Raw genomic sequence first — 26964 nt, 5'->3', positions numbered from 1 at the left:
GCTGGTCGCTCAGTCGAAGAGCAGCGCCATGACGTGGTCGTCGATGGCCTGCGCATCGCCGGCACGCTTGTAGAACTTGCGTAGCGTGCCTTCGCGTTCGAACCCGAGCTTTTCGTAGAAGCGCAGCGCCGGTGCGTTGTCGCTCTCGACGATGAGTTCGATGCGCTCGACGCCTTCCGACCTGAGCCGCTCGATCGCATCCGTCACCATGGCCAGCGCGATGCCCTGGCCGTGCAGCGTGGGGTTCACCGCGAGCGTGCCGAGGCTGGCCACGTGGCGCACGCGGCCGGGATAGCGCGAGGCGCGATAGAAGCCTGCGATGCCTCCGTTGCGCTCGTAGACGAAGAAGTCGCGCCCGTCGAGCAGCTGCCGGTAGATCGGCCGGAAGTCCTCGAGCGGCATCGGGTCGTAGCCAAGGTAGGGCACGACCTTCTCGTGCATGTAGAGGGCGAAGACGGTGTCGATGTCCTCGGGAGTGGCCAGCCTGCGCATGATGGATGCCCCGCAACGATGAAGGCGCAGAGCATAGCGGGCCATGCCCGGGCGATCAGATGAAGAGCAGTACCGCCGAGATCGCCAGCAGCGCCGCCTGCGCGCACCAGGCCCATCGCAGCCGCAGCCGCGAATCGAGCACCGCGCCGATGGACCAGAAGCCGCCGACTGCCATCGCGAGCAGCGTCAGCCCGGTCTGGAAGGCGAGGTCGTCCGAGCGCCAGAGGAAGGCCAGCGTCACGCCGACCCAGCATGCGAAGTGAAGTGCGGCCGAGGTGACCTGCGCTCGCGTGAGCGCGGGGTCGTGGATGTGCATGGATTCTTCCAGCGAAAACGCGGGTTCCGGAAAACGCGCCGCCACATCGGCCGGCCGCCAGCCCGGCGGCTTGAACCACACGGCGATCTTGTCTCGCCAGCGCTTCGTGTGCCAGGCGTCGCGCAGCAGCGGCGCGTAGGGGCCGAGGATGGCGCGCATCGGATCGAAGCTCGAAAGCGCCTTGCGCGTGCCGTAGACGCAGCGCTCGGTTTCTTCCGCGAACGTGCCGAACATCCGGTCCCACACCACGAGCATGCCGCCGTAGTTGCGGTCGACGTATCCGTCGTTCACCGCGTGATGCACGCGATGGTTGGAAGGCGAGGAGAACACGCGGTCGAACCAGCCGAGCTTGCCGATGTGTTCGGTGTGGATCCAGAACTGGTAGACCAGCACGATCAGCCCTGCGAGCCCGAACTGTTCCGGCGGCACGCCCACCACCGCCATCGGCAGGTAGAAGACCCAGCCGAGAAAAGCGACGGTGCTTTCCTGCCGCAGCGCGGTGGAGAAGTTGAAGTGCTGGCTCTGGTGGTGCACCGAGTGCGCGGCCCAGAACACCGCCGACTCGTGCCCCGCGCGGTGCAGCCAGTAGTCGAAGAAGTCGAACAGCAGCACGGCGGCGATCCAGCCCATGGCGCCGTCCCAGAACGCGGGCCGGGTCCAGATCGCGACCAGCGGATAGACCATCGCGTAGAGGCCGATCTGGAAGAGCTGGGTGCACACCGCGAGCGCTTGGCTCAAGAGGCCCTGGCTCAGGCTGCCGATGGTGTCGGCGAAGCGGTAGGTGTTGCGCCGCTTCAGCCAGCCCCAGGCGAATTCGCACGCCATGAGCAGCGCGAACACCGGCACGACGAGAACGACCAGCCGATGCACCGCGCGATTTTTCAGGAAGCGTTCAGCGAATCTTCAGCGATCGGACGCGCGGCCGGCCACGATGACCGCATTGGTGCCGCCGAATGCGAAGGAATTCGACAGCGCATAGCGGATGCCCTTGGCCTCGCGCGCTTCGCCCTGCACGAAGTCGAGATCGAACGCGGTGTCGGGTGCCTGCAGGTTCGCGATGGGTGGCAGTGCTTCGCGTGCCAGCGCGCGCAGCGTCGCGACGAGCTCGATCGCTCCGCCGCCGCCGAGCACATGGCCGTGGATGGCCTTGGTCGCGCTCACAGGCACGGCGTTGCCGAACACCTCGCGGATCGATGCCGCTTCAGCTGCATCGCCTGCGGAGGTGGCCGTGCCGTGGGCGTTGATGTGGCCAACTTCGCCGGCTTCGATGCCCGCGTCGCGCAGCGCGGCGCGCATCACGCGCACCTGGCCCGCGGTGTCGGGGTTGGTGATGTGCGTGCCGTCGCAGTTGGTGGCGTAGCCCGCGAGCACGAAGGGCGCGGCTTCGGCACCGCGAGCAGCTGCGTGCGCTTCGGATTCGAGCACCAGCGCGGCCGCTCCTTCGCCGATGGCAAAGCCCGCGCGGTCGCCCGAGAAGGGACGGCATGCGGTCGACGGTGCATCCGCCGGCGGCGGTGCCATCACGCGCATGGCGTGCCAGCTGGCCATCACGCCGGGCGTGAGCATGGCGTCGTGGCCGCCGACGATGGCGACGTCGATCCAGCCGCCGCGAATCGCGCGCATCGCCTCACCGATGGCCACGGCCGAGGAGGCGCAGGCACAGGCGTACGCGATGGCCGAGCCGCGCGCGCCGAAGTGCAGCGCCAGTTCGGCCACCGCCGCGTTGGGCATCACGGTGAGCACGGTGGTCGGGCGCATGCGGCGCTGTTCGCCGTAGAGCGTGCTGGTGGTGTTGTCGAAGGTGCCGGCGCCCGCGAGGCCGCTGCCCCAGAAGATGCCGAGGCGGTCGCGGTCGATGGTGTCGGGGTCGAGCTTCGCTTCGCCGGCCGCGTCCTGCGCGGCGGCCAGCGCCATGGCGGTGCCGCGGTCCAGCGGCAGGCGGGAGGTGCTGCGCACGCCGTTCGAGTCGAAGTCGCAGGCGGCGACGGCGAGCGCCATCGGGTCCATGCCCTTGATCTCCAGCGTCTGCGCGCGCACGGCCGAACGGCCCGCGAACAGGGCCTCGTCGAAGGCCTCGACGGTGCGGCCGATGGGCGTGACGAAGCCGATGCCGCTCACGCGCACCGGCGCTGATGCGGCGCGTGCAGCCGAGGCGGCGAGCACGGCGTGGGCGGCACCACTGCTCATTGGAAGGCCTCCGCGCTTCGCGCTGCGGTGCGAGCTTGCCTGGGGCGGCCCGGCGCGGCGCTCATGCCGTTGCTTCCGCCGGTTGGCCCGCGGTGATGCCGGCGCTTTCCGCGTCGATCACTTCGCACAGGCGCTGCAGCGTGATGCCGGCTTCGCGCGGATCGAGGCGGTCTTCCGGGATGCGCAGGTGGAAGGCATCCTCGACGGCGAAGACGAATTCCATCAGCGCGAGCGAGTCGAGGCCGAGATCGGTCAGCACGGTGGCAGGCGAGATGGCCGAGCGATCGACGCGGAAGTCGGTCTCGAGGATCGCCGCGATGCTGTTGAAGGTGGGGGTGGATGCGTCGGAAGAAGACATGGGAATGCTTTCCTTTCAGGCGTGGTCGAACGGGTTCGAAGAGGTCAGGCGTACAGCGGATGCTCGGGCATCGTGCCATGCGCTACTGCATCGACGAACGACACTGTTTCGCTCACAACCTGTTGACGATCGTTGTCGATTGTGATCATGTGGTAGCTGTTGGCGACCACCACGGCGCGGAATGCGCGGCAGCGGAGGCCGCGCGCGAGGATGCCCAGGTTGGCCACGCTGGCCACCTCGTCCTGCTGGGCATGCAGCGCGAGCACGTTGGCGCACTGCACGCTGCCGAGGTTGCGGCGCACGTGGCGGATGAGCCTGTCGTGCTCGCGCAGGTGGCCCACGCCGATGACGGAGCTGCCCGCGCGCGAGACCTTGCGGTGGCGCAGCTCGCGCTCGATCCAGGCGCGCACGCGTTCGTTCTTCACGCCGTAGGGCGGGCGTTCGCGGTATTGCCAGAGCCGGCCCAGCGGCGTGTAGAAGGCCAGCGGCAGCAGGAACTGCGTGCGCGGAATGGCCCAGCCGTCGAAGCGCAGCGTGGTCGACATGAGCACCAGCGCATCGACGTCGCTGCCGCAGCGGATGGCTGCACCCAGCGCCAGCGAAGAGCCAGCGGAGATCCCGACCAGCATCACGCGGTCGTGCCGCGCGCGCAGCGCCTTCACCTGTGCCTGGATGGCGTCGAGCCAGCATTCGTACGGTGCCGCGCGCTGCAGCGGCGCGCCCGCGTCGAAGGAGTAGCCTTCGATGGACAGCGGATACACCGGATAGCCGCGGCTGCGCAGCGCCGACTGCACGGTCAGCAACTCGTCAGGCGTGCTGCATAAACCATGCAGCAGGACCACGGCGGTGCGCTGCACTTCCGGAGGAACCAGGCTCAGCAGATCGGAGGGTTCGCGCGCACTCATCGCGTGGCGCAGGCCATGAAAATGGCCCGCGTTTCGTGTTGCTGTCGTATGCTCATGTGGCGTTTATCGCTTGGAGCGACTGACCGGCCGCTGACCCGTCGTTCGCAAGGCAGATTACCCCCAACCATTCAAAGACCATGCGAATTCTGCTCGTCGAAGACGACACCGTTCTGCGCGACGTGATGGTGCGCAGCCTCGCTGATGCCGGCCATCGCGTGGACGTGTCGACCAATGTCGAAGATGCCGACCACCTGTGGCGCGTGCAGCCCTTCGATGCCGTGCTGCTCGATCTCAACCTGCCGGCCACGGCGAGCCCCACCAGCGGTCTCGCGAGCGGTCTCACCGCGCTGCGGCAGGCGCGTGCGCGCGGCGACCGCACGCCGGTGCTCGTGCTCACCGCGCGTGGCCGCACCGAGGAGCGCATCGCCGGCCTCGATGCCGGTGCCGACGACTACCTGGGCAAGCCCTTCGACCTGGCCGAGGTCGAGGCGCGATTGCGTGCGCTGGTGCGCCGCGCGAAGGGCACGGAAGACATCGTGCTGCTGGGGCAGCTGAAGCTCGACCGCAAGGCACGCCGCTTCTCCACCGCGAACGGCCCGCTCGACCTGCCGGCGCGCGAATTCGAGGTGCTGTGGGAGCTCATGAGTCCGCCGGGCCGCACGGTGAGCAAGCGTGCGCTGTCCGACAAGCTCTCCAGCTTCGACGAATCGCTCGGCGACAACGCGCTCGAGGCCTTCATCTCCCGCCTGCGCAAGAAGCTGCAGGGCACCGGCGCGAGCATCCGCACGCTGCGCGGCATCGGCTACCTGCTCGAAGCCGAGGTCTGATCCGCGCGTGACCGGCCAGGAGCAGACCACCGAATCGCAGCCGGCGGCGACAGTGCGCGCGCCGTCGCTCACGCGGCGCGTGCTGCGCAACGTGCTGGTGCCGCTGGCGCTCACGTGGATGGTCGGCGCGGTCATCGCGCTGGTCATCGCCAACTACTTCTCCGAGCAGGCCTTCGACCGCGGCATGCTCGACGACGCGTATGCGTTGTCGGCCAACGTGCAGGCGGGCGAGCGCGGCATCGAGCTGCTGCTCACGCCGCGCGAAGTGGCCACCGTGCTCTTCGACCAGGTCGACAAGGTCTACTTCGCGGTGCAGCGGCTCGACGGCACGCTGATCTCGGGGCAGTCGGGCCTGAAGGCGCCGCTGCCGGTGGACGGCTCGCGCTACCGCTTCTCCGATGTCGACTACGAGGGCAGCACGCTGCGCGCGGTGGTGCTCGAGCACGACGCCGAACCCGACATCAGCATGCCCTACCGCGTGATCATTGCGCAGACCACGCTGAGCCGCACGGCGCTGGTGCGTCAGCTGCTGGGCTATGCGCTGGCGCCGCAGATCGTGCTGCTGATCCTGCTCGCGGTATGGCTCTGGTACGGCATCCGCAGCGACCTGCGCCCGCTCGGCGAGCTGCAGCGCGCGCTCGACCGGCGCGACGTGCGCGACCTCTCGCCGGTGGCGGTGGCGCAGACCTCGCGCGAGATCCAGCGCCTGGGCAATGCGGTCAACTCGCTCTTCGAGCGGCTGGGCAACAGCGTGCAGGCGCAGCGCGAGTTCGTGGGCAACGTGGCGCACGAGCTGCGCACGCCTCTGGCGGGCATCCGCGCACTGGCCGAGTACGGGCTGGCGCAGCACGACACCAACGTATGGCGCGAACAGCTGGAGCGCGTGTCGGAGCGCCAGGCGCGCGCCAGCCACCTGATCGATCAGCTGCTCGCGCTCGCGCTGGCCGAGGAGGCGCGCACCGAGCTCAAGCGCGTGCCCGTGCGGCTCGACGTGCTGGCGGAGCAGACGGTGCTGCGGCACCTCGCGCGAGCCGATGCGCGAGGCGTCGACCTGGGCGCGCGCGGCCTCGACGACGGCGTGGTCGTGAGCGCCAACGAAGCGCTGGTGGAGGGCATCCTCGACAACCTGATCGACAACGCGCTGCGCTACGGCGGGCGCACCATCACGGTCGAGCTCGCGGGCCACACGCTGAGCGTGATCGACGACGGCCCCGGCATCCCGCTGGAGGCGCAGCGCGACCTGATGCGGCGCTGGGCCCAAGGGCCCGCGGGGGAGAAGCTGGGGCAGGGCTCGGGGCTCGGCCTGTCGATCGTCTCTCGCTATGCGGAGCTGCTGGGCGCGGAGCTGCGGCTCGAAGCAGCGGAGCCCACTGGCCTTCGCGTGAGCGTGGCCTTCGGCGAAGCGATCTAGAGCGGCAGCGGCGTGCCCTGGTGGAACGCCATGCGCCAGCGGCCCGAGCGTCGTCGCCAGAGCGAGCTGCGCAGCGAGTCTGCGCCGGGGCGTTGTGGAATGGCTTCGCGGTGCGCGCGATAGGTGACCAGCGCCACGTCCGGCCCCATGCGCAGCACGCGAAAGTCCGACATCGTGCGTTCCGAGAAAGCTTCGTCGCGCAGTGCCTCGATGATGGCGTCGCGCGTCCACACCGTGCCCGAGACACCGAGCTCGTGAAAGTCGTCGTCGAGCAGCTCCTCGAGCCGCGCGGCGCTTGCGCGGACCTCGCGAAGATGAAGCGCGCCTTCGAGCTTCAGCAGCAGTGCATCCAGGTCTTCCTCCGGTGCGGCCTCGTAGAGTTCGAGTGGAAGGCCGTCGGGATCGGCAAAGAAGGTGAAGCGCTTGCCCGTGAAATCATCGGTGCGCAGCGGCTCGACGGCAATGCCCTTCGATGCGAGTTCGGCGGCCGCGGCCTGCACGTCGGGTACCTCGAAGGACAGGTGGCGCAGCCCCTGCGCCTCGGGTCGCGTGAGGCGCGCGGGCGCATCGGGAAAGGAGAAGAGCTCGATCTGCGAGCCGTCGGGCAGCGCCAGGTCGAGCTTGTACGAATCGCGCGCGGCGCGGTAGTTTTCTGCGATCACGCGCAGGCCCAGCACCTCGGTGTAGAAGCGCTTCGACGCCGGGTAGTCGGAGCAGATGATGGCGACGTGGTGAATGCGTTCGAGCTGCATCGTGGCCGTCACTTCAGTTGCTTGCGAAGAAAGACGCGCGTGCGTTCCGCGAAGGCGAGGCGCTTGTATTCGACATAGCCGATGCGCTCGTAGAGCGCGCGGTTCTCGCTCATCTTCTCGTTGGTGAAGAGGTAGATCGAGTCGTGGCCTTGCCGCAGCGCCTCGCGCTCGGCGAGCTCGAGCAGCGCGCGGCCCACACCGGTGCCCTGCTGCGTGGGGCGCACCGCGATCACGTCGATCAGGAAGCCCTCGTCGGTGACGTCGAGCACCAACGCCGCGACGATCTGCTCCTGCTGTTGCGCGACCCAGACCTGCGCGTTCGCGATCGACGCGCCGTAGTCCCTGGTCATCGGCGTCGGCGTGAGGCCCAGCCGCGGGATGTAGTGGCGAAAAGCCTCGACGGCGCAGTCGGCGATGGAGGCTGCATCGTCCTCCGTGGCGCGCCTGATGGTCCATGCCGTCATGCGTCGATTTCCACTTCGCCCTCGATCTCGACGGGAATGTTGAACGGCAGTTCCGCCATGCCCACCGCGCTGCGCGAATGTGCGCCGATGTCGGGGCCGAAGACTTCGAGGATGAGATCGGAGAAGCCGTTGATGACGGCCGGCTGCCTGTCGAAGCCCGGTGCGCAGGAAACCATGCCGAACACGCGCGTCCATGCGGTTATGCGGTCCAGGTCGCCCAGTGCGCGCTGCAGGCTGCCCAGCATCGCGAGCCCGGTGAGGCGCGCGGCGGTGTAGCCCTGTTCCACGCCCAGCTCGCGGCCCAGCTTGCCCAGCGGAGCGGCGATGGTGCCGTCGGCATTGAGCGGGCCGTGGCCGGAGATCAGCGCGCGGCGGCCGACGATGCGTACGAACTGGAAAGGCAGCACGACGCCGGGTGGCGGCGTCACTGCGGGCGGAAGGACGAGGCCGAGCGCGGCCAGTCGTTGCTCGATGCGAGCCATGGCATTTCTCTCCTTGATGCGACGGACACGAAGCGTCCGTCGCATCTTGCCATGGCCCTCGCTGCTGCTTCGGGCTCAGGCCAGCGCCGGATAGTCCGTGTAGCCCTTCGCGCCGCCGCCGTACATGGTGGCCTTGTCGACCGGGTTCAGCGGTGCGTTCTCGCGCAGGCGGCGCACGAGGTCGGGGTTGGAGATGAAGGGCTTGCCGAAGGCCACGAGGTCGTCGCCTTCCTTCAGGGCCTCTTCGGCGAGGGGGCGGTCGTAGCCGTTGTTGACCATCCATGCGGCCTTGCCGCCGGCTTCGCGGTAGGCGGCCTTGAGGGCTTCGTAGTCGAAGGGACGGTCCTCGATCTCGCGCGGGCCACCGGTGGCGCCTTCGATGATGTGGATGTAGGCGAGGTTGAGCGATGCGAGCTGCTTCACCACGTAGGTGAAGAGCGGCTGCGGATTGCTGTCGTGGGCGTCGTTGGCGGGCGTGACGGGCGACAGGCGGATGCCGGTCTTGCCGCCGCCGACCGCATCGACCACGGCGCGCGCGGATTCGAGCAGCAGGCGGGCGCGGTTCTCGATGCTGCCGCCGTAGTCGTCGGTGCGCTTGTTGCTGCCGTCCTTCAGGAATTGGTCGAGCAGGTAGCCGTTGGCGCCGTGCAGTTCGACCCCGTCGAAACCTGCGGTCTCCACCGCGCTGCGCGCAGCCACCGCGTAGGCATGCACGATGCCGGGCAGTTCGCTCGCGTCGAGCGCGCGCGGCTCGGAGGTGTCGACGAAGGTGGGCACGCCGTCCTTGATGAGCACGGTCTTGGTCTTGGCGGTGATGGCCGAGGGGGCGACGGGCTTTCCGCCACCGGGTTGCAGTTCGTTGTGCGAGACGCGGCCCACGTGCCACAGCTGCACCACGATCTTGCCGCCCTTGGCGTGCACGGCGTCGGTCACGCGCTTCCAGGCGTCGAGCTGCTCGGTGCCGTAGAGGCCGGGCACGTCGGAATAGCCCTGGCCCTGGTGGCTGATGGCGGTGGCCTCGGTGATGAGCAGGCCGGCACTGGCGCGCTGGGCGTAGTAGGTGGCGGCGATGTCGGGCGGGATGGCGTTCGGCGAGCGGTTGCGCGTGAGCGGCGCCATGACGACGCGGTTGGCGAGCTTCAGGTCGCCGGCCTGTACGGGATCGAAAAGGGTGGACATCGTGCGATCGAAAGCAGAGTTGATACGGGGCGCAAGGCTAAGCGCGCCGCCTCAACCCTGCTGTCGCACGGTTGACGGATTGGTGCTAGGCAAGCAATGCCAGCAAGGCGGGGCTCACCCGCATGGGAACGGCCAGCAGGATCTGCCCCATGCCCTTGCCCAGCGGATCGTTGCGCAGCGAGGCCATGCCGCCACCGCCCAGCGCCTGTTCGCAGACGAAGTTGAAGGCGTCGATGCCCGGCACCTCGTAGCGCGTGACGCGGCCCTTGACCAGGTGCGCGAGCCACTCGGCCACGCGTGCCTCGGTGAGCTGCTCGCGCAGCAGCGGCAGCAGGGCAGGGTGGCGTGCGATGACGCCGATGTTCGATGTGTCGCCCTTGTCGCCGCTGCGGGCCCAGGCCAGGCGCAGCAGCGGCACCTCGATGCTGTCGGTGGCGGCGGTGTCGATCGTCGTCCGGATGGCTCTGGCAGGCGAAGGGATGGCATTGGCCGCTTCGTCGGCGGGTGCGCTGTCCATGCGTGGAACATCGATGCGCTCTCCGTCGACGCTCACCGATGCCTCGACCTGCGACTTGTCCAGAAGGAACGCGTATTGCCGGATCGACGGCGACACCGAGGCCCGTCCGCCGCCCGCGCCGGTGGTGCCCGGTGCCCACGACGTGCCTGCGGGTGCGACCTCCCGCGCGAACAGCTCCAGCGCTTCCTTTCGCGGATGCGTCACCGCGAGCCGCAGCACCGCCTCGCGCGTCTGCAATGCCTGCCGTGCATGCGGGCCGTAGCAGGACTCCGCGCCCAGCACTTCGATCTGCGTGCCGCTGTAGGGGCCGAAGCCATACTGCGAGAACAGCGCACCCGTGCGCGCGAGGATGGCCTCGCCCGTTCGCTTCGCCTTGGCCACCGCGTCGAAGCCGACGATGGTGAGCTGAGCCGCAGTCTTGAAGCCATCGACGTAGGTGGCGCTGACCTTGTAGCTCGCGGTGGGCGCTCGGCCGCGCGCGCCGTGCACGCGCACGCGGTGCTCGCCGGCCTGCTCGATGCGCACCTGCGTGAAGTCGGCCACCACGTCGGGCAGCAGGTAGGCGGCGGGGTCGCCGATCTCGTAGAGCATCTGCTCGCCCACCACTGCGGGCGTGACCTTGCCGCCGGTGCCGGCGGGCTTGGTGACGACGAAGCTGCCGTCGGCGCCGCACTCGACGATGGGGTAGCCGATGTTGGGCCAGTCGGGCACGGTGTCCCAGTCGGTGTGCAGGCCGCCGGTGGCCTGGCAGCCGCATTCGATGATGTGGCCCGCGAGGCTGCCTGCGGCAAGCAGGTCGAGCTGGTTCGGCTGCCACTTGAATTCGTGCATGAGCACGCCGAGCGTCACGGCCGAGTCGACGCAGCGGCCGGTGATGACGACCTGCGCGCCCGCGTCGAGCGCGGCGCGTATGGGCTGTGCGCCGAGATACGCGTTGGCGGTGAGCACGCGTTCGGGCAGCGCGGCGCCGCTCTGCAGTTCGCGCACGGGCGGTTGCGACTGGCGCAGTTGCGGCAGCAGCGGCGACACGTCGTCGCCGCTCACCACGGCGATCTTCAGCGCGATGCCTTGCTCGGCCGCGAGCGCTGCCAGTGCGTCGGCGCAGCCTTGCGGGTTCACGCCGCCCGCGTTGCTCACCACGCGGATGCCCTGTTTCACGACGTCCTTCAGCACGGACTTCATCGCCACCGAGACGAAGTCGGTCGCATAGCCGAGCTCGGGCTTCTTGAGCCGCGCGCCCGCGAGGATCGACATGGTGAGCTCGGCGAGGTAGTCGAACACGAGATAGTCGATCTGGCCGCTGCCGACGAGCTGCGGCGCGCCCACGCTGCTGTCGCCCCAGAAGCCGGAGGCGCCGCCGATACGGACGATGCGTTCGCTGTTGCTGTTGCTCATCGTCCGCTCCACTGCGGCTTGCGCTTCTCGCGGAAGGCGAGCTGTCCTTCGGCTGCATCCTCGGTGAGCGCGAACAGGCCGATCTGGCTTTCGGTGAAGGCCATCGATTCCTCGAAGGCCATGGCCTCGATCTTCTTCATGGTGTAGAGGCCGCGGCGGATGGCGGCGGGTGACTTGTCGAGCATGCGGCCGAGCAGCCAGTCGACGCTTTCGTCGACGTCGTCGCTCACGCGGTTGACGAGGTTGAGCTCGAGCGCCTGCGCGGCGTCGATGGGTTCGCCGGTGATGCACATCTCGGCCAGCACGCGGCGCGGCAGCAGGCCGCCGAGCACGCTGAGCACCTGTGCGGGGAAGAGCCCGACCTTCACCTCGGGCAGGCCGAACACCGCCTGTCTGCTGGCCACGGCCATGTCGCACATCGCCATGAGGCCCATGCCGCCGGCCATGCAGGCACCGTTGACGCGCGCGACCAGCGGCACGGTCGATTGCCTGGCCTGTCGGAAGAGATTGGCGAAGCCCTGGTAAGGCGCGGCGTAGTCGAACTTGAAGGAGGTGCCGCTCTGCAGGTCGGCGCCCGCACAGAAGGCGCGCGTGCCCGCGCCGGTGATGACCACTGCGCGCACGGCGCTGTCGTTGTTGGCGCGGGCGATGGCATCGCCCAGGCCGGCCAGCACTGCGGCGTTGATGGCGTTGCGGCGCTCCTCGCGCTCGATGGTGAGCCACATGACGGGCCCGCGCATCTCTTCGCGCAGTTCGGCGGCGGACGGAGGGGTTTCGGGCATGGCGCGGATTCCTTCTTCGATCGGCTGGAGTTCTGCCCGTAGCGTCGCGCGAAAAAAAAGCCGCATCGTGCGGCTTGTGGCTGAAGCGGCCCGGGTTTTCCCTAGGAGGGGCCCAGGCCGCTTGGCTGCTTCTGCTTGCTTTCAGTCTCTTTTGCGAGCTTCGTATTACTTCAGCAGGCCTTCAGCCTTCATCGCATCCTGCACGGCCGGGCGGGCGCCCACGCGTGCATGCCAGGCGAGCAGGTTGGGGAAGTCGGAGATGTCCACGCCGGTGGGCTTGGTCCAGTTGGTGACGGTGAACAGGTAGCCGTCGGCCACGCTGAAGTGCTCGCCCATCAGGTATTCCTTGCTGGCCAGTTCCTTGTCGAGCCATTGGAAGCGCGACTTGAGCTTGTCCTTGAAGATGCCCTTGGCTTCGTCGGGCATGTTCGGGTTGAACAGCGGGCTGAAGCCCTTGTGCACTTCGGTGCCGATGAAGGTCAGCCATTCCTGCAGGCGGTAGCGCTGCATGGTGCCGGCGGCCGGTGCGAGGTTCTTGGTGGGCGCCAGGTCGGCGATGTACTGGAGGATGGCGGGGCCTTCGCGCAGGCGGGTGCCGTCGTCGAGCTCGAGCATCGGCACGTAGCCCAGCGGGTTGATGCCGTAGTAGTCGGTGCCGTCCTGCAGCTTGTGGCTCTTGGTGCTGGCCAGCACGGGTTCGACGGCGATGCCCGCTTCATGCAGAGCGATATGGGGCGAGAGCGAGCAGGCGCCGGGCGAGTAGTACAGCTTCATTCGAAAACTCCAGTGATGACGAGGTTGGTTGATTGATTGTTGTGAGAGACCGCAGCGGATGCTAGCGGGTTTGGCGGCCTCGCGTTTTTGTCCTACGGCCGCATGCGCGCGGTGACTATCGGGCGCACGGGACGCGTTTCCTAAGCTGCCTCGCACGGCGGGCAGGGCCTGCTGCAAGGAGTACCAGGATGTTGAAGTACGCGATCATTTTTGCGGTCATCTCCCTCGTGGCCGGCCTGCTCGGCTTCGGTGGCATCGCGGCGGGCGCGGCCGGCATCGCCAAGCTGCTGTTCGGCCTGTTCCTGGTGCTCGCGGTGCTGTTCGTGGTGCTGGCGGCGCTCGGCGTGGGCGCGGTGAAGAAAGCGATCGACTGATGCACCTCTCGCACATCGAGGCGCAGCTCGATTACGAGGTCGTGGCGCCGGCCCACATGCTGCTCAACATCGAGGCGGCGCGCTCGGGCATGCAGACCGTGATCGGGGAGAAGCTGGCGATCGAGCCGGCGACCCCGATGCGGCTGTTCTGCGACGAGGGGAGCGGCAACCGCTTCATACGTTTCGACGCGAAGCCAGGGCCGCTGAAGATCCGCTACAGGGCCAGCGTGCAGCGTGCGCACGCTGTGGTGCCGACCGACCTGCGCGAGATGCCGGTCAGCGAGGTGCCCGACGAGGTGCTGCACTACACGATGCCGACGCGGTACTGCGAGTCGGACCTGATGTCGCGTTGCGCCCTGCAACTCTTCGGCGACCTGCCGCCCGGCATCGGCCGGGTGCAGGCCATCGTCGACTGGATCCACGAAAGCATTTCCTACGAGCCCGGCAGCAGCGACTCGACCACGACCGCGCGAGAGGTGTTCGTGTCGCGCGCGGGCGTGTGCCGCGATTTCGCGCACCTGGGCATCACCTTCTGCCGCGCGCTCAACATACCGGCGCGGCTGGTGGTCGGCTACGTGTGGTTCGACGAGCCGCCGCAGGATTTCCACGCGGTGTTCGAAGCCTGGCTCGGCGGGCGATGGGTGCTGTTCGATCCGACGCGCATGGCGCCGGTCGACCGGCTGGTGCGAGTGGGCACGGGGCGCGATGCGAAGGACGTGGCCTTCTGCACGATCTTCGGCGATGTGCGCATGACGGACAAGAAGCTCGCCGTTCGCGAGCTGCAGGATGAAAGCATGCAGCCCTCGGTGGCGCCGCCGCCCAGCGGCGAGCTGATCGGCATCGAGAAGCCGGTGCCGCTGTCACAGACGGTGGAAGCGACGGACTGACGCGGATAGCTTGCTATTAAAAACATAGCAAACTATCGAGAATCGATGGGAGTTGGCGGGCAATTTGGCATGGCCCTCTAGCTTGTCCACACAGGGGGCGCAGATGGGCCTGGCCGATTAAAATCAGTGCCCCTTTTGCGCCGCGCACGCGTCAGTTGTGCGCCCCCATTTCCAAATGCTGTACCCCGAAGAATTCGACGTGATCGTCGTCGGCGGTGGCCATGCCGGCACCGAGGCCGCGCTCGCCGCCGCGCGCATGGGCGCCAAGACGCTGCTGCTCTCCCACAACATCGAGACGCTGGGGCAGATGAGCTGCAATCCGTCGATCGGCGGCATCGGCAAGGGCCACCTGGTGAAGGAGGTCGATGCGCTCGGCGGTGCGATGGCGATCGCGACGGACGAGGCCGGCATCCAGTTCCGCATCCTCAACTCGAGCAAGGGCCCTGCCGTGCGCGCGACCCGCGCCCAGGCGGACCGCGTTCTGTACAAGGCCGCCATTCGCCGCCGGCTCGAGAACCAGTCGAACCTGAGCCTGTTTCAGCAGGCGGTCGACGACCTGATGGTGGAGGGCGATCGCGTGGTCGGCGCCGTCACGCAGGTTGGCATCGCATTCCGCGCGCGCACCGTCGTGCTGACTGCGGGCACTTTCCTCGATGGCCGCATCCACGTCGGCCTCGACAACTACCAGGCCGGCCGTGCTGGCGACCCGCCGGCGGTCAGCCTGTCGGCTCGGCTCAAGGAACTGAAGCTGCCGCAGGGCCGGCTCAAGACCGGTACGCCGCCGCGGCTCGACGGTCGCAGCATCGATTTCTCGAAGTGCACGGAACAACCCGGCGACGGCATGCCTGGTGGGGCAGGGCCGATGCCGGTGTTCAGCTTCATGGGTCGCGCGGACATGCATCCGCAGCAGATGCCCTGCTGGATCACGCACACTAATGCGCGCACGCACGAGATCATCCGCTCGGGCTTCGACCGCAGCCCGATGTTCACCGGCAAGATCGACGGCGTGGGGCCGCGCTACTGCCCGAGCGTGGAAGACAAGATCAATCGCTTTGCCGACAAGGAAAGCCACCAGATCTTCCTGGAGCCCGAAGGCCTGACCACCAACGAGTACTACCCGAACGGGATCTCGACCAGCCTGCCGTTCGACATCCAGTACCAACTGGTGCGCTCGATGCCCGGACTGGAGAACGCGCACATCCTGCGGCCAGGCTACGCCATCGAGTACGACTACTTCGATCCGCGAGAGCTCAAGAGCAGTTTCGAGACGCGGTCGGTCAAGGGCCTGTTCTTCGCCGGACAGATCAACGGCACGACCGGCTATGAGGAGGCCGCAGCCCAGGGCTTGTTCGCCGGCATCAATGCCGCGCTGCAATGCCGTGGCGAAGATGCCTGGCTGCCGCGCCGCGACGAGGCTTACCTTGGCGTGCTGGTCGATGACCTGATCACCAAGGGCGTGACCGAGCCTTACCGCATGTTCACCAGCCGCGCGGAGTTCCGTCTGCAGCTGCGCGAAGACAACGCCGACATGCGTCTGACCGAAGCCGGCCGCAAGCTGGGCCTGGTGGACGACGAACGCTGGGACGCCTTCAGCCGGAAGCGCGATGCTGTTTCACGTGAAACAGAGCGCCTCAAGTCGATCTGGGTGAACCCGCGCAACCTGCCGGCTTCGGAGTCGGAGCGGGTGCTGGGCAAGGCCATCGACCACGAATACAACCTGGCCGACCTGCTGCGCCGGCCCGACGTGAGCTACGAAACGCTCATGACGCTGGACGGCGGCAAGTACGGTGCCCCGGCCACGTTGAGCGAAACCGAGATCGAGCAGATCGAGATCTCGGCCAAGTACTCCGGCTACATCGAGCGCCAGCACGACGAGGTCGAGCGTGCCGCGCACTTCGAGAACCTGAAGCTGCCGGCCGATTTCGACTACAGCCAGGTCAAGGCATTGAGCTTCGAGGTGCGGCAGAAGCTGAACAAGCATCGACCGGAAACGCTGGGCCTGGCCTCGCGCATTTCCGGCGTGACCCCGGCGGCCATCTCGCTGTTGATGATTCATCTGCGAAAGGGCGGTCACAAGGCTTTTGCCAAGGACGCCGACCCCGCCACGGAAGCTGCCGCCGAATGACGGCGCCGATCGACACGCTGCGCTCGGGCGCGGCCGCCATGGGCGTGGCGTTGTCCGATGCCCAGGCCGAGCGCCTGCTGGCCTACGGCACGCTGATGCTCAAGTGGAACAAGGTCTACAACCTGACGGCGCTGCGCGACCCGGCCAGCGTACTGACGCACCATCTGCTCGACAGCCTTGCGGCCATCGCGCCGCTGCAGCGCGAGTGGGCAGGGAAGGGCAAGCTGCTGGACGTGGGTTCCGGTGGCGGCTTGCCCGGCGTGGTGATCGCGATCATGCGGCCCGATCTGGAAGTCAGCTGCCTCGACGCGGTCGCCAAGAAGGCGGCTTTCGTCCAGCAGGTTGCTGCCGAGCTGGAGCTACCGAACCTGCGCGGGCTGCATGCCCGTGTCGAATCGCTGGCCGGCAGCTACGAGGTCATCAGCTCCCGTGCCTTCGCATCACTGCCTGATTTCTTCAACGGCTCGATGAACCTGCTGGCCCCGGGGGGAGTGTGGCTCGCCATGAAGGGCAAGATGCCGACGGACGAACTCGCGGTCGTGCCCAAGGGCGTGTCTGTGTTTCACGTGGAACAACTGACGGTTCCCGGCCTGGATGCGGAGCGCTGCATCGTCTGGGCGCGCAAGGAATCCATCTGATCGGCGCCTGAATCGGCGCTCGAATCTGCAAAAGAAGCGACGACACCGGTAAAAGCCGGTGTCAGGGCAGTCCCGGCGACGGTGTGCTCGCTTAGACTCGATGCCTCCCTCTGGTCCCTTTCCCGGCTCGCTTTTTCGAGGCAAATCCCATGTTCGGCATTGCTGACTACGGCGCATTCGTCGCCGCCATCGTCCTGTTCCTCCTGATTCCCGGCCCGGGCAATCTGGCGCTGATCACCTCGAGCAGCAAGGGCGGCATCCGCGGTGGACTGGCCGCGACGGCCGGCGTGATCATCGGCGACCAGTTCCTGCTGTGGGCTGCGGTTGCCGGAGTGTCCGCCGTCATGGCTGCTTACCCGGCCGCTTTCAAGGCCGTGCAGTGGCTGGGCGCTGCGTATCTGGCCTGGATGGGCATCAAGATGCTGATGGCGAAGCCCGGTTCGGCCCCCATCCTCAACATCAAGCCCAGCCATTTCATGCGCCAGGCTTTCACCATCACGCTGCTGAACCCCAAGGCCATCGTGTTCTACATGGCCTTCTTCCCGCTGTTCGTGGACCCAGCCCGTCACCAGGGCCTGATCACTTTCGGCGCCATGGCCGTGACGATCGCCGCGCTGACCTTCCTGTACGGCCTGACCTCGACGCTGCTCACGCACTTCCTGGCCGAGCGCATCCGCGCCAATCCCCGCATTTCCACCACGCTCGAAAAGCTTGCCGGCACTTTCCTGATCGCCTTCGGCGTCAAGCTCGCAATCTCGCGCTGATCGATCGACCCCCGGTACTCACATGGCCAAGATTTTCTGCATCGCCAACCAGAAGGGCGGAGTCGGCAAGACCACCACCACCGTCAACCTCGCGGCCGGCCTGGCCAAGGTAGGCCAGCGGGTACTGATGATCGACCTCGACCCGCAGGGCAATGCCACCATGGGTTCGGGCATCGACAAGCGCGAGCTGGAGCTGACGGTGTACGACGTGCTGCTCGAATCGGCCTCGGTCGCCGAGGCGCGGGTCAAGGCCGACAAGCTGGTGGAGGGCGGCTGCGGCTACGACGTGCTGGGTGCCAACCGCGAACTGGCCGGTGCCGAAGTGGAAATGGTCGCGCTCGACCGCCGCGAGAAGCGCCTGCGCACCGCGCTGGCCGCCGTCGGTGCCGAGTACGACTTCGTGCTGATCGACTGCCCACCCAGCCTGAGCCTGCTGACGCTGAACGGCCTGTGCGCCGCCCACGGCGTGATCGTGCCGATGCAGTGCGAGTACTTCGCGCTCGAAGGCCTGACCGACCTGGTCAACACCATCAAGCAGGTGCACGCCAACCTCAACAAGAACCTGCAGATCATCGGCCTGCTGCGCGTGATGTTCGATCCGCGCATCACGCTGCAGCAGCAGGTGAGCGAGCAGCTCAAGTCCCACTTCGGCGACAAGGTGTTCGACACCGTGATCCCGCGCAACGTGCGGCTGGCCGAGGCGCCGAGCTACGGCCTGCCGGGCGTGGTGTTCGATCCGGCCGCGCGCGGCAGCCAGGCCTTCATTGCCTTCGCCCAGGAGCTGGTCGACAAGATGCCGCCCGCGAGCGCCTTTGCCTCGGGTGCGGTGGCTCCGCCGATTGCGCCGGTCGCGCGCATCACGCCGGACTTGCCCATTCCCGACGACGTCATGGCGCCCGCCGCCGCGCCGGCTGCAGACTCCACCAGTGAAAACAACGCCTGACATGCGCTTGCGCTTCGCAAGTCGCTATCAAATCAGTAGCAAATGACAGCTCCCCGCATCCTGCTGCTGCCCGGTTGGCAGAACAGCGGCCCCGGCCATTGGCAGACCCGCTGGGAATCCGTCCATGGCGACCACCGTGTCGAGCAGCACGAATGGATGCGACCGCTGCGCGGCGACTGGTCCGCGCGGCTCGAGGAAGAAGTGCTGGCTTCGCCCGGCCCGGTGGTCTTCGCGGCGCACAGCCTCGGCTGCATCCTCGTCGCCGCCTGGGCCGCGCATTCGCGTAACACGCACAAGGTGCGCGGTGCGCTGCTGGTCGCGCCTGGAGACGTGGAGAGCGACAGCCTGCGCCAGTCGATTCCGGGTTGGGCTCCCATCGTGCGCAAGCCGCTGCCTTTCCCGGCGGTGCTGATCGCCGCCAACGACGACCCGTACTGCGAGATCACCCGCTCGCGGCAGCTTGCCGCCGACTGGGGCGCGCGCTTCGTCGACGCCGGCGCGGGCGGCCACCTGAACGCCGAATCGGGCCTGGGCGACTGGCCCGAAGGCCGCAAACTCCTGAACGAAATCTCGAAAGAAAAGAACTGATGGCGACCAAGAAACCCAAGGGACTGGGACGCGGCCTCGAAGCGCTGCTGGGCCCGACGGCCGCGCCTTCCGCCGACAACAGCGGCGGCGGTGCCGGCGCCGCCGATGCGGAGGAGGGCGGCGCGCAACGGAACCCGAGCACGCTGATGCTCGACCAGATGGTCGCCGGCGTCTACCAGCCGCGCACGCGCATGGACGAAGGCGCGCTCTACGAGCTGGCCGAGAGCATCAAGGTGCAGGGCATCATGCAGCCGATCCTGGTGCGGCGGCTCGATCCCGAATCGGCCGCGGCCAAGAACGCCGAATACGAAATCATCGCGGGCGAACGGCGCTTCCGTGCCGCGAAGCTCGCCGGCCTCGACAGCGTCCCGGTGCTGGTGCGCGACGTGCCGAACGAGGCCGCGGCGGCGATGTCTCTCATCGAGAACATCCAGCGCGAAGACCTCAACCCGCTCGAAGAAGCCCAGGGCCTGCAACGCTTGGTGACCGAGTTTGGGCTCACTCACGAACAGGCGGCCCAAGCTGTCGGCCGCTCGCGCAGCGCAGCCAGCAACCTGCTGCGCCTGCTGAACCTGGCCGAGCCCGCGCAGCAGATGCTGATGGCCGGCGACATCGACATGGGCCACGCCCGCGCGCTGCTGTCGCTGGACCGCGGCACGCAGATCACGGCCGCCAACCAGATCGCGGCCAAGAAGATGTCGGTGCGCGAGGCCGAGTCGCTGGTGAAGAAGCTCGCGGCCGAGTTCACGCTCACGCCTTCGCGCCGCAGCAACGACGGCGAGAAGTCGCGCGACCTGCTGCGCGTCGAAGAAGAACTGGCCGACCTGCTCACCGCCGAGGTCGAGGTGCGCATCAAGAAGCGCAGCAAGCGTGGCGGCCGCGTCGAGGAAAGCGGCGAGCTCGCGATCCACTTCGGCTCCATCGAGGCGCTCAACGGATTGATCGAACGCATCCGCCGAACGGCCTAGTGTTGTGAACCCGGGGGCGGGCGTTCGTTTGATTGATTCCTGCAATCCTTTGCGCGTATCCTCGACCGCTGGTTTTTCCAACCTCAGATCTCTGAACAAACAGAGGGAGTCATCCATGAAGCTCACCAGGTTCCCGCTCGCGGCCATCGCCGCCGGCGCACTTCTTCTAACCGGTTGCGCCACGACCGACATGCAAATGGGCAGCCAGTCGGCCAAGACCATGGCCACCGGCAGCGCGGCAGGCGGCGCCACCGACAACGCGAGCAGCCAGCTCGAGCGCTGCGAATCGCCGCTCGGCACGGTCTCCCTGATCGAGAACCAGAGCGCGGGCTGGTACACCATCCTCACCGGCGAATACCGCCTGCCCCCCACGGCCAACCTGCTGCGCCTGCTGGTGCAACAGTCGAACTGCTTCATCGTGGTCGAGCGCGGCGCTGCCGGCATGAACGCCATGACGCGCGAACGCGCACTGCAGCAGTCGGGCGAAATGCGCGGCGGCAGCAACTTCGGCCGCGGCCAGATGGTGGCTTCCGACTACGGCCTGTCGCCCGAGATCGTGTTCAGCAACAGCGACGCCGGCGGCGTCGGCGGTGCGCTCGGCGGCCTGGTGGGCGGCGGCCGTGGCCGTGCCCTCGCGGCCATCGGCGGCAGCATGCAGACCAAGGAAGCCAGCGCGCTTCTGACCCTGATCGACAACCGCTCGGGCGTGCAGGTTGCTGCTTCCGAAGGCAGCGCCTCCAAGACCGACTTCGGCGCCTTCGGTGCACTGGCCGGCCGCAGCGCTGGCGGCGGCCTCGGCGGCTACACCAACACGGCCCAGGGCAAGGTGATTGCCGCTGCCTTCATGGACGCCTTCAACCAGATGGTCCGTTCGCTGCGCAACTACAAGGCGCAGACGGTGCGCGGCCAAGGCCTCGGCGGCGGCGGCCGACTGGGCGTGGATGGCGGCGCGGCGCCGTCGCAGACCTACGTGCCGGCAGAGAAGGCACCGGCACGTCGTCGCAGCAACTGATCGCACGGCAACCTTCAGTCGAACAAACAAAAAGCCCGGCGGCTCGCAAGAGCCCCGGGCTTTTTTCATTGGGTGCCTGAGCTCGGAATCAGAGGCTGAAGATCTTCCCCGGATTCATGATGTTCTTCGGGTCGAGCGCGCGCTTGATCGTGCGCATCATGTCGATCGCGCCCGCGCCCGCTTCATTCACCAGGAACTCCATCTTGTGCAGCCCCACGCCGTGCTCGCCGGTGCAGGTGCCTTCCAGTGCCAGCGCACGGCTCACCAGCGCGTGGTTCAGCTCCTCGGCCTTCACGCGCTCCTCGGGGATGTTCGGGTCGAGCAGGTAGCCGAAGTGGAAATTGCCGTCGCCCACGTGGCCGACGAGGAAGTAGGGGATGCCGCTGGCATCGGCTTCGGCCACCGAGTCGAGCAGGCAGTCGGCCAGGCGCGAGATCGGCACGCAGGTGTCGGTCGAGATCACGCGGCAGCCCGGACGCGACTGCACCGCCGCGAAGTAGCTGTTGTGCCGCGCGGTCCACAGGCGCGTGCGTTCTTCCGGCGTGCTGGCCCATTCGAAGGCATTGCCGCCGTGGCCGCTCGCGAGCTCCTGCACCGTCTCGGCCTGTTCCTTCACGCCGGCTGGCGAGCCGTGGAATTCCATCAACAGCATCGGCTCTTCGCGCAGGTTCAGCTTGGCGTAGGCATTCACCATGCGCACCGTGTTCACGTCGATCAGCTCCACGCGCGCGATCGGCACGCCGAGCTGGATGGTCTCGATGGTCGTGCGCACCGCGGCCTCGATGCTCGGGAACGAGCAGATCGCCGCGGACACCGCCTCGGGCAGCGGGTAGATGCGCAGCGTGATCTCGGTGACAACGCCCAGCGTGCCTTCGCTGCCCACCATGAGGCGCGTGAGGTCATAGCCGGCCGACGACTTCTTCGCGCGCGTGCCGGTGCGGATGACTTCGCCCGCGGCCGTCACTACCTCGAGCGCCAGCACGTTCTCGCGCATCGTCCCGTAGCGCACCGCGTTCGTGCCGCTCGCTCGCGTGGCGGTCATGCCGCCGATGGAGGCGTCGGCGCCCGGGTCGATGGGGAAGAACAGGCCCGTGCTCTTGATCTCTTCGTTGAGCTGCTTGCGCGTGACGCCGGGCTGCACCGTCACCGTGAGGTCGTCGGCATTGACCGACAGCACCTTGTTCATGCGCGACACGTCGATGCTGATGCCGCCCTGCACCGCCAGCAGGTGGCCTTCGAGCGAGGAGCCCACGCCGAAGGGAATGACCGGCACGCTGTGTTCGCTCGCGAGCTTCACCGCATCGGCAACATCCTGCGTGCTCTCGGCGAACACCACGGCGGAGGGGGGCGGCGCGTCGAAGGAGGACTCGTCGCGGCCGTGCTGCGTGCGCACCGCCATCGCCGTGGAACAGTTGGCGCCGAAGCGTGCCTTCAGCGCCTCGATCAGGCTCTCCGGCACTTCGCGCAGATGAAGCTCCGGCAGCAGGTGCGAGGTTTGGGTCGGGGCGTTCATCGGGAGTCTCCTGGCGGGGTGAGGGGGATCGGCCATTCTACGGAGCGAGCACCATAATGCGCTTCGTAAAAACATGAACCCCACCACACTCAGCGCCCTTGCGGCCTTCCCTTCGCAGCTGGAGGCCCATTTCGCGGCCATTCCCACGGCTTCCAGGCACTGGGCGCCGCCCTCGTGGGAAGGCGTGCCCAGCGAGGCCTTCACCGCCATCGAGCAGCTGTGCCATGTGCGCGACATCGAGATCGAGGGCTACCACGTGCGCTTCCGGCGCACGCTGGCCGAAAGCCATCCGACGCTCGCCTCCATCGACAGCGAACCGCTCGCCATCGAGCGCAACTACGGCGTGGCAGACCCGGCGAAGGTGCTGGCCGACTTCCGCATGGCGCGCGCGCAGACGATGGAGATCATCTCCAGCCTGAGCGACGCCCAGCTCGCGCGCACGGCTGTGTTCGAAGGCTACGGTCCGCTCACGATGCGCAGCCTCATCCACTACCTGTGCAGCCACGACCAGCAGCATCTCGCGGGCCTGCAGTGGCTGGCGGGCAAGATCGACGCATCGACCGTCGTCGATCGCTGAGCAGGAATAGGAACAGGAAGGAGCCTCCATGGGCAACCGACTTTCCCAGATCGCCACCCGCACGGGCGACGACGGCACCACCGGCCTCGGCGACAACACGCGCGTGTCGAAGGACAACCTGCGCGTGCACGCGATGGGCGACGTGGACGAGCTCAACTCGCACATCGGCGTGCTGCTGTGCGAGCCCATGCCAGAGCCCGTTCGCGAGCTGCTGGTCGACGTGCAGCACCAGCTCTTCAACCTCGGCGGAGAGCTGTCGATGCCGGGTTTCACGCTGCTGAAGGCCGAGGCCCTGCTGCAGCTGGACAACGCGCTCGCCGAGCACAACGCCGCGCTGCCGCGCCTGGCCGAATTCATCCTGCCCGCCGGCACGCGCGCGGCCTCGCTCGCGCACGTGTGCCGCACCGTGGCACGCAGGGCCGAGCGTGCCGTGGTGGCGCTCGGCGCCACCGAGCAGCTCAACGACGCGCTGCGGCAATACCTCAACCGGCTCAGCGACCTGCTCTTCGTGCTCGCGCGCGTGCTCAACAGAATGAACGGCGGCGACGACGTTTATTGGAAGAGCGAGCGCATGGCACGCGCGGCCGCTGCAGACACCAAGGAGACCCCATGAAACCGTCGAACACCCTTCTTCACACGGCGCTCGCCACGACGATGGCCGCAGCCCTTTGGCTGCCTGCCGGTGCGGCACAGGCCCAGAGCGCCGACAACCCGCCGCAGGCGCAGCGCGCCCACACCATCAAGTCGCCCTCGCGTGGCGGCAAGGTCGTGGGCAGCGTGCAGCGCGGCACCAACGCCGCAGGCCGTGGCGTCAATCGCGCGGATGCTGCCACGCGGCGTGGCATCAACAACGTGTCGGAAAAGGCCAGCAGGCCGGTGCGCAACGTGGGCGAGGCCTTCGGGCGCAAGCTATCGCCGGGGTCCAGCGGGCGGGCTGCACCGCCGTCGGTGGGTCCGCAGGGCAGTGCGCCCTGATCATCAATCCAGGAACACCGTGGAACCGGCTTCGCCGGGCCACCGGTGTTGCCCCCGGAAGGGGGTTGGCGAAGCGACACGAAGTGCGCGAAGCCTGGGGGAGAACCTGATATGGCACGAAACATCGAGATCAAGGCCCGCATCGACAGCGTGGAACGCGTCGCAGCCGTCGCGGCAACACTGGCCGACAAGGGCCCTATCGAGATCGCCCAGGACGACACCTTCTTCCGCTGCAGCGACACCGCAGACCGCCTCAAGCTGCGCACCTTCGCGCCCGACCGCGCCGAGCTGATCTTCTACCGCCGCGCGAACAGCGCCGGCCCGAAGGAATCGTTCTACCTGATCACGCCCTGCAGCACGCCCGACGTGCTGCGTGACTCGCTCACGCTCGCATGGGGCCAGGCGGGGCGCGTGCGCAAGCAGCGGAGGCTGTTCCTCGTGGGCCGCACGCGCGTGCACCTCGACCGCGTCGAGGGCCTGGGCGAGTTCCTCGAACTCGAAGTGGTGCTGGAGGAGGGCGAATCGGCCGAAGCCGGCGTCGCCGAGGCGCACGCCCTCATGGCGCAACTGGGCGTGGGCACCGACCAGCTCCTGCAGGGCGCCTACGTCGACCTGATCAACGCCAGCCAGCGGACGTGAACTGCTCCGCCAGGAGCTGCGCGATCTTCTCGTAGCCTCGCGCGTTGGCATGGATGCGGTCGGATCGCAGCGACGAGTCCGACAGCACGCTCGAATACACATTGGCCACCAGCAGCGTCTGCTGCGCCTTCGCCACCTCCTCGTAGAACGGCGCATCGCTGAGCGAGCCCACCACCGCGCGCATCGCGTCGGGCGAGGGCGTCGCCAGCACTGCCACGTAGGGCGTGTGCGCACGCGCCTGGGTGATCAGTTCCACGAGGTTGTCGCGCGTGGCCGCGGCTGACACGCCGCGCAGCATGTCGTTGCCGCCGATGCCGATCAGGATCGCGTCGTAGCTCGCGCCGTTCAGCAGACCCGGCAGGCGCTGCAGCGCGCCCGCGGACGTGTCGCCGTTGACGCCGGCGTTCTCGACCTGCCACCCCGTGAGTTCGCCCAGCTTCACCGGCCACGAGGCCTCGGGCGATGCGCCGTAGCCGAAGGTCAGGCTGTCGCCCAGGGCCAGCACATGGGCGCCGGGCTTCAACGCCGCGGCCGATGACTTGCGCCTGCCGCAGGCCGCCAGCAGGGTCGCCGCGGGTACGCCCGCCAGCAGATGGAGGAGGTGTCGTCTCTTCATGTGGCGCGCAGCTTAATCGCAGCCCACAGCCGCGCGGGCGCTTTCCCCTTTGCTCGGAAAGCGCATAAGCCTCCCCGTTTTTGTTAGTTCCCCGGCGATGGAGGCGGGCGAAGAATCGCCTGCAGGCCCTGGCTGCCTGCTTGCCTGCTTCTTCGTTCCGTTCATTCATCCCGGGATCCGACACCATGCCGACGCTCACCCGCCACCGCTTCCTGCGTCATGTGGCCGCACTCTCCATGGCCTTGCTGGCCGCGCCGCTCTCCGCCCTGGCCGCGCCCGCCACCGGCGAGCCCGTGTGGTTCGGCGTCAGCGGCCCGCTCACCGGGCAGAACGCACAGTACGGCGCGCAGTGGAAGGCGGGCTTCGACCTCGCGCTGGAGCACATCAACGCGCAGGGCGGCATCCACGGCCGCCCGCTGGCCTACAACTTCGAGGACAGCCAGAGCGACCCGCGCCAGTCGGTGGCCATCGCGCAGAAGCTGGTGAACGACAAGCGCGTGCTCATCGAGCTGGGCGACTTCTCCAGCCCCGCCTCCATGGCTGCCTCGCCCATCTACCAGCGCGCGGGCCTGGTGCAGCTGGGCTTCACCAACTCGCACCCCGACTTCACCAAGGGCGGCGACTACATCTGGAGCCCCTCCATCAGCCAGGCCGACGCGCAGCCGCTGCTGGCTGAGCTCGCGGTGAAGACGCTGGGCTTCAAGCGCCTCGCCGTGCTGTATCTCAACACCGACTGGGGCCGCACCAGCAAGGACGTGCTCGTGAAGGCCGCCCAGGAGCGCGGCGCGCAGGTCGCCATTGCCGAGGGCTACCAGCCAGACGAAAAGGACTTCCGCTCGACCCTGGTGCGCGTGCGCGACGCCAACCCCGACGGGCTGGTGCTCATCTCCTACTACCCCGACGGCGCGCTCATCGCGGGCCAGGTGCGCAGCGTGGGCCTGAAGCAGCCCATCGCCGCGGTGGGCTCGGTGTATTCGCCGAAGTTCATCGAGCTCGGCGGCGCGGCCGTGAACGGTATCCACACCAACACGGCCTTCTATCCCGACGAGCCGCGCGCCGAGGTGCGCGACTTCGTGAAGAGCTTCCGCGCCAAGTACGACAAGGAGCCCGACGCCTTCAACGCCTACGCCTACGACGCTGTGGTGTACGCGGCCGCCGCGCTGCGCCAGGCCGGCCCGAACGCTGATCGCAAGGCCGTGCGCGACGCGTTCTACAAGATCAAGGACGTGCCCAGCGTGATCTTCGGCAAGGCGAACTTCGATGCGCAGACGCGCCGCGTGGTCGGCGTGAAGAGCGTCAACCTCGTCGTGAAGGACGGCAAGTGGGCACAGCTGGACGAGAAGGCGGCGCTCGCCGCTTCCAAGTGAGCCGTCTTCCGCGTTGTTCCCTCTCCAGCTTGCGGGAGAGGGCTAGGGTGAGGGCAGGGGCCTTCGCAAAACAGCAGTCCCTCGCATCGGCCGCTGCACCCTCACCCCAACCCTCTCCCGCACGCGGGAGAGGGAGC

The 26964-nt window shown here is 67.8% G+C and carries 30 protein-coding genes; 16 read left to right on the top strand and 14 right to left on the bottom strand.

What is annotated here, in order from left to right; translation table 11 throughout:
• Positions 1–9: 9 nt before the first annotated feature.
• From BMY35_RS04380 to BMY35_RS04360, 5 genes are all read right to left on the bottom strand, one after another.
• Entirely contained in the window at positions 10–537 is a 528-nt protein-coding gene (locus tag BMY35_RS04380) for a GNAT family N-acetyltransferase (protein ID WP_143080643.1), read from the bottom strand.
• Between the two features lie 10 nt (positions 538–547).
• Positions 548–1678 carry a sterol desaturase family protein gene (locus BMY35_RS04375; protein WP_093195786.1) on the bottom strand — a complete coding sequence of 377 codons (1131 nt, stop codon included), beginning with the start codon at positions 1676–1678 and terminating at the stop codon, positions 548–550.
• A gap of 33 nt (positions 1679–1711) precedes the next feature.
• The gene (locus BMY35_RS04370; RefSeq protein ID WP_093195785.1) at positions 1712–2995 is read right to left on the bottom strand and encodes a beta-ketoacyl-[acyl-carrier-protein] synthase family protein; all 1284 of its coding nucleotides are present in this window, start codon (positions 2993–2995) and stop codon (positions 1712–1714) included.
• Positions 2996–3056: 61 nt separating this feature from the next.
• The gene (locus BMY35_RS04365; protein ID WP_093195784.1) at positions 3057–3353 is read right to left on the bottom strand and encodes an acyl carrier protein; all 297 of its coding nucleotides are present in this window, start codon (positions 3351–3353) and stop codon (positions 3057–3059) included.
• A gap of 44 nt (positions 3354–3397) precedes the next feature.
• Positions 3398–4258 carry an alpha/beta hydrolase gene (locus tag BMY35_RS04360; RefSeq protein WP_093195783.1) on the bottom strand — a complete coding sequence of 287 codons (861 nt, stop codon included), beginning with the start codon at positions 4256–4258 and terminating at the stop codon, positions 3398–3400.
• Between the two features lie 137 nt (positions 4259–4395).
• On the opposite strand from BMY35_RS04360, the gene BMY35_RS04355 reads away from it, so the two are divergent.
• Complete coding sequence (locus tag BMY35_RS04355) at positions 4396–5085, top strand: response regulator transcription factor (protein WP_019653620.1); 690 nt, start codon at positions 4396–4398, stop codon at positions 5083–5085.
• 7 nt (positions 5086–5092) lie between these two features.
• On the top strand, positions 5093–6496 hold the full coding sequence (locus tag BMY35_RS04350) for a sensor histidine kinase (protein WP_093195782.1): 1404 nt from the start codon (positions 5093–5095) through the stop codon (positions 6494–6496).
• On the opposite strand, the gene BMY35_RS04345 is transcribed toward BMY35_RS04350, so the two are convergent.
• The 7 genes from BMY35_RS04345 to gstA form a co-directional block, all read right to left on the bottom strand.
• Positions 6493–7248, bottom strand: a complete 756-nt coding sequence (locus BMY35_RS04345; RefSeq protein WP_093196169.1) for an SMU1112c/YaeR family gloxylase I-like metalloprotein — start codon at positions 7246–7248, stop codon at positions 6493–6495. The two genes, BMY35_RS04350 and BMY35_RS04345, sit on opposite strands and share 4 nt — an antisense overlap.
• Positions 7249–7256: 8 nt before the next feature.
• Positions 7257–7712, bottom strand: coding sequence for a GNAT family N-acetyltransferase (locus tag BMY35_RS04340; RefSeq protein WP_093195781.1), 456 nt, complete (start codon positions 7710–7712; stop codon positions 7257–7259).
• Positions 7709–8194, bottom strand: a complete 486-nt coding sequence (locus BMY35_RS04335; RefSeq protein WP_093195780.1) for a RidA family protein — start codon at positions 8192–8194, stop codon at positions 7709–7711. The genes BMY35_RS04340 and BMY35_RS04335 overlap by 4 nt, the downstream gene beginning before the upstream one ends.
• A 75-nt stretch (positions 8195–8269) precedes the next feature.
• Positions 8270–9373 (bottom strand): alkene reductase, encoded by a 1104-nt coding sequence (locus BMY35_RS04330; RefSeq protein ID WP_093195779.1) that lies wholly within the window; start codon positions 9371–9373, stop codon positions 8270–8272.
• An 85-nt stretch (positions 9374–9458) separates the two neighbouring features.
• Positions 9459–11285 (bottom strand): acyclic terpene utilization AtuA family protein, encoded by a 1827-nt coding sequence (locus BMY35_RS04325; protein ID WP_093195778.1) that lies wholly within the window; start codon positions 11283–11285, stop codon positions 9459–9461.
• Entirely contained in the window at positions 11282–12067 is a 786-nt protein-coding gene (locus BMY35_RS04320) for an enoyl-CoA hydratase/isomerase family protein (RefSeq protein ID WP_093195777.1), read from the bottom strand. Before BMY35_RS04320 ends, BMY35_RS04325 begins: the two co-directional genes overlap by 4 nt.
• A gap of 165 nt (positions 12068–12232) precedes the next feature.
• Positions 12233–12841 carry a glutathione transferase GstA gene (gene gstA, locus BMY35_RS04315; protein ID WP_093195776.1) on the bottom strand — a complete coding sequence of 203 codons (609 nt, stop codon included), beginning with the start codon at positions 12839–12841 and terminating at the stop codon, positions 12233–12235.
• 188 nt (positions 12842–13029) lie between these two features.
• On the opposite strand from gstA, the gene BMY35_RS04310 reads away from it, so the two are divergent.
• The 9 genes from BMY35_RS04310 to BMY35_RS04270 all read left to right on the top strand — a co-directional run bounded on the left by BMY35_RS04310 (position 13030) and on the right by BMY35_RS04270 (position 21140).
• Positions 13030–13215 (top strand): DUF1328 family protein, encoded by a 186-nt coding sequence (locus tag BMY35_RS04310; protein ID WP_056574793.1) that lies wholly within the window; start codon positions 13030–13032, stop codon positions 13213–13215.
• The gene (locus BMY35_RS04305; protein ID WP_093195775.1) at positions 13215–14102 is read left to right on the top strand and encodes a transglutaminase-like domain-containing protein; all 888 of its coding nucleotides are present in this window, start codon (positions 13215–13217) and stop codon (positions 14100–14102) included. The genes BMY35_RS04310 and BMY35_RS04305 overlap by 1 nt, the downstream gene beginning before the upstream one ends.
• Before the next feature lie 175 nt (positions 14103–14277).
• Positions 14278–16227, top strand: coding sequence for a tRNA uridine-5-carboxymethylaminomethyl(34) synthesis enzyme MnmG (gene mnmG / locus BMY35_RS04300; RefSeq protein WP_093195774.1), 1950 nt, complete (start codon positions 14278–14280; stop codon positions 16225–16227).
• Positions 16224–16865 (top strand): 16S rRNA (guanine(527)-N(7))-methyltransferase RsmG, encoded by a 642-nt coding sequence (gene rsmG / locus BMY35_RS04295; RefSeq protein WP_093195773.1) that lies wholly within the window; start codon positions 16224–16226, stop codon positions 16863–16865. Before mnmG ends, rsmG begins: the two co-directional genes overlap by 4 nt.
• A gap of 149 nt (positions 16866–17014) precedes the next feature.
• Complete coding sequence (locus BMY35_RS04290; protein WP_093195772.1) at positions 17015–17629, top strand: LysE family transporter; 615 nt, start codon at positions 17015–17017, stop codon at positions 17627–17629.
• Positions 17630–17651: 22 nt separating this feature from the next.
• Positions 17652–18572 (top strand): ParA family protein, encoded by a 921-nt coding sequence (locus BMY35_RS04285; RefSeq protein WP_093195771.1) that lies wholly within the window; start codon positions 17652–17654, stop codon positions 18570–18572.
• A 42-nt stretch (positions 18573–18614) separates the two neighbouring features.
• Positions 18615–19160, top strand: a complete 546-nt coding sequence (locus BMY35_RS04280; RefSeq protein WP_093195770.1) for an RBBP9/YdeN family alpha/beta hydrolase — start codon at positions 18615–18617, stop codon at positions 19158–19160.
• Positions 19160–20128, top strand: coding sequence for a ParB/RepB/Spo0J family partition protein (locus BMY35_RS04275; protein ID WP_093195769.1), 969 nt, complete (start codon positions 19160–19162; stop codon positions 20126–20128). The genes BMY35_RS04280 and BMY35_RS04275 overlap by 1 nt, the downstream gene beginning before the upstream one ends.
• 115 nt (positions 20129–20243) lie before the next feature.
• Positions 20244–21140 carry a CsgG/HfaB family protein gene (locus tag BMY35_RS04270; RefSeq protein ID WP_093195768.1) on the top strand — a complete coding sequence of 299 codons (897 nt, stop codon included), beginning with the start codon at positions 20244–20246 and terminating at the stop codon, positions 21138–21140.
• 88 nt (positions 21141–21228) lie between these two features.
• Here the strand turns inward: BMY35_RS04270 and BMY35_RS04265 are convergent, their stop codons facing one another.
• Entirely contained in the window at positions 21229–22653 is a 1425-nt protein-coding gene (locus tag BMY35_RS04265; RefSeq protein ID WP_093195767.1) for an FAD-binding oxidoreductase, read from the bottom strand.
• Between the two features lie 73 nt (positions 22654–22726).
• Between BMY35_RS04265 and BMY35_RS04260 the strand changes: the two genes are divergently transcribed.
• From BMY35_RS04260 to BMY35_RS04245, 4 genes are all read left to right on the top strand, one after another.
• On the top strand, positions 22727–23230 hold the full coding sequence (locus BMY35_RS04260; RefSeq protein ID WP_093195766.1) for a DinB family protein: 504 nt from the start codon (positions 22727–22729) through the stop codon (positions 23228–23230).
• Positions 23231–23258: 28 nt separating this feature from the next.
• On the top strand, positions 23259–23843 hold the full coding sequence (locus BMY35_RS04255; protein WP_093195765.1) for a cob(I)yrinic acid a,c-diamide adenosyltransferase: 585 nt from the start codon (positions 23259–23261) through the stop codon (positions 23841–23843).
• Positions 23840–24205 carry a hypothetical protein gene (locus tag BMY35_RS04250; protein WP_093195764.1) on the top strand — a complete coding sequence of 122 codons (366 nt, stop codon included), beginning with the start codon at positions 23840–23842 and terminating at the stop codon, positions 24203–24205. Before BMY35_RS04255 ends, BMY35_RS04250 begins: the two co-directional genes overlap by 4 nt.
• 111 nt (positions 24206–24316) lie before the next feature.
• Complete coding sequence (locus tag BMY35_RS04245; RefSeq protein ID WP_093195763.1) at positions 24317–24844, top strand: class IV adenylate cyclase; 528 nt, start codon at positions 24317–24319, stop codon at positions 24842–24844.
• Here BMY35_RS04245 and BMY35_RS04240 read toward each other — a convergent pair.
• Positions 24822–25460 (bottom strand): GDSL-type esterase/lipase family protein, encoded by a 639-nt coding sequence (locus BMY35_RS04240; protein ID WP_093195762.1) that lies wholly within the window; start codon positions 25458–25460, stop codon positions 24822–24824. The genes BMY35_RS04245 and BMY35_RS04240 overlap by 23 nt on opposite strands.
• 185 nt (positions 25461–25645) lie before the next feature.
• Between BMY35_RS04240 and BMY35_RS04235 the strand changes: the two genes are divergently transcribed.
• A complete protein-coding gene (locus tag BMY35_RS04235) occupies positions 25646–26827 on the top strand; it encodes an ABC transporter substrate-binding protein (RefSeq protein ID WP_093195761.1) in 1182 nt (393 codons plus the stop codon).
• Positions 26828–26964: the final 137 nt, after the last annotated feature.

Origin of the sequence: Variovorax sp. YR750, assembly GCF_900109805.1 — a bacterium.
In the GTDB taxonomy this organism is placed as follows: Bacteria; Pseudomonadota; Gammaproteobacteria; order Burkholderiales; family Burkholderiaceae_C; genus Variovorax; species Variovorax gossypii.
This window is presented reverse-complemented; position numbering and strand designations above follow the sequence as displayed.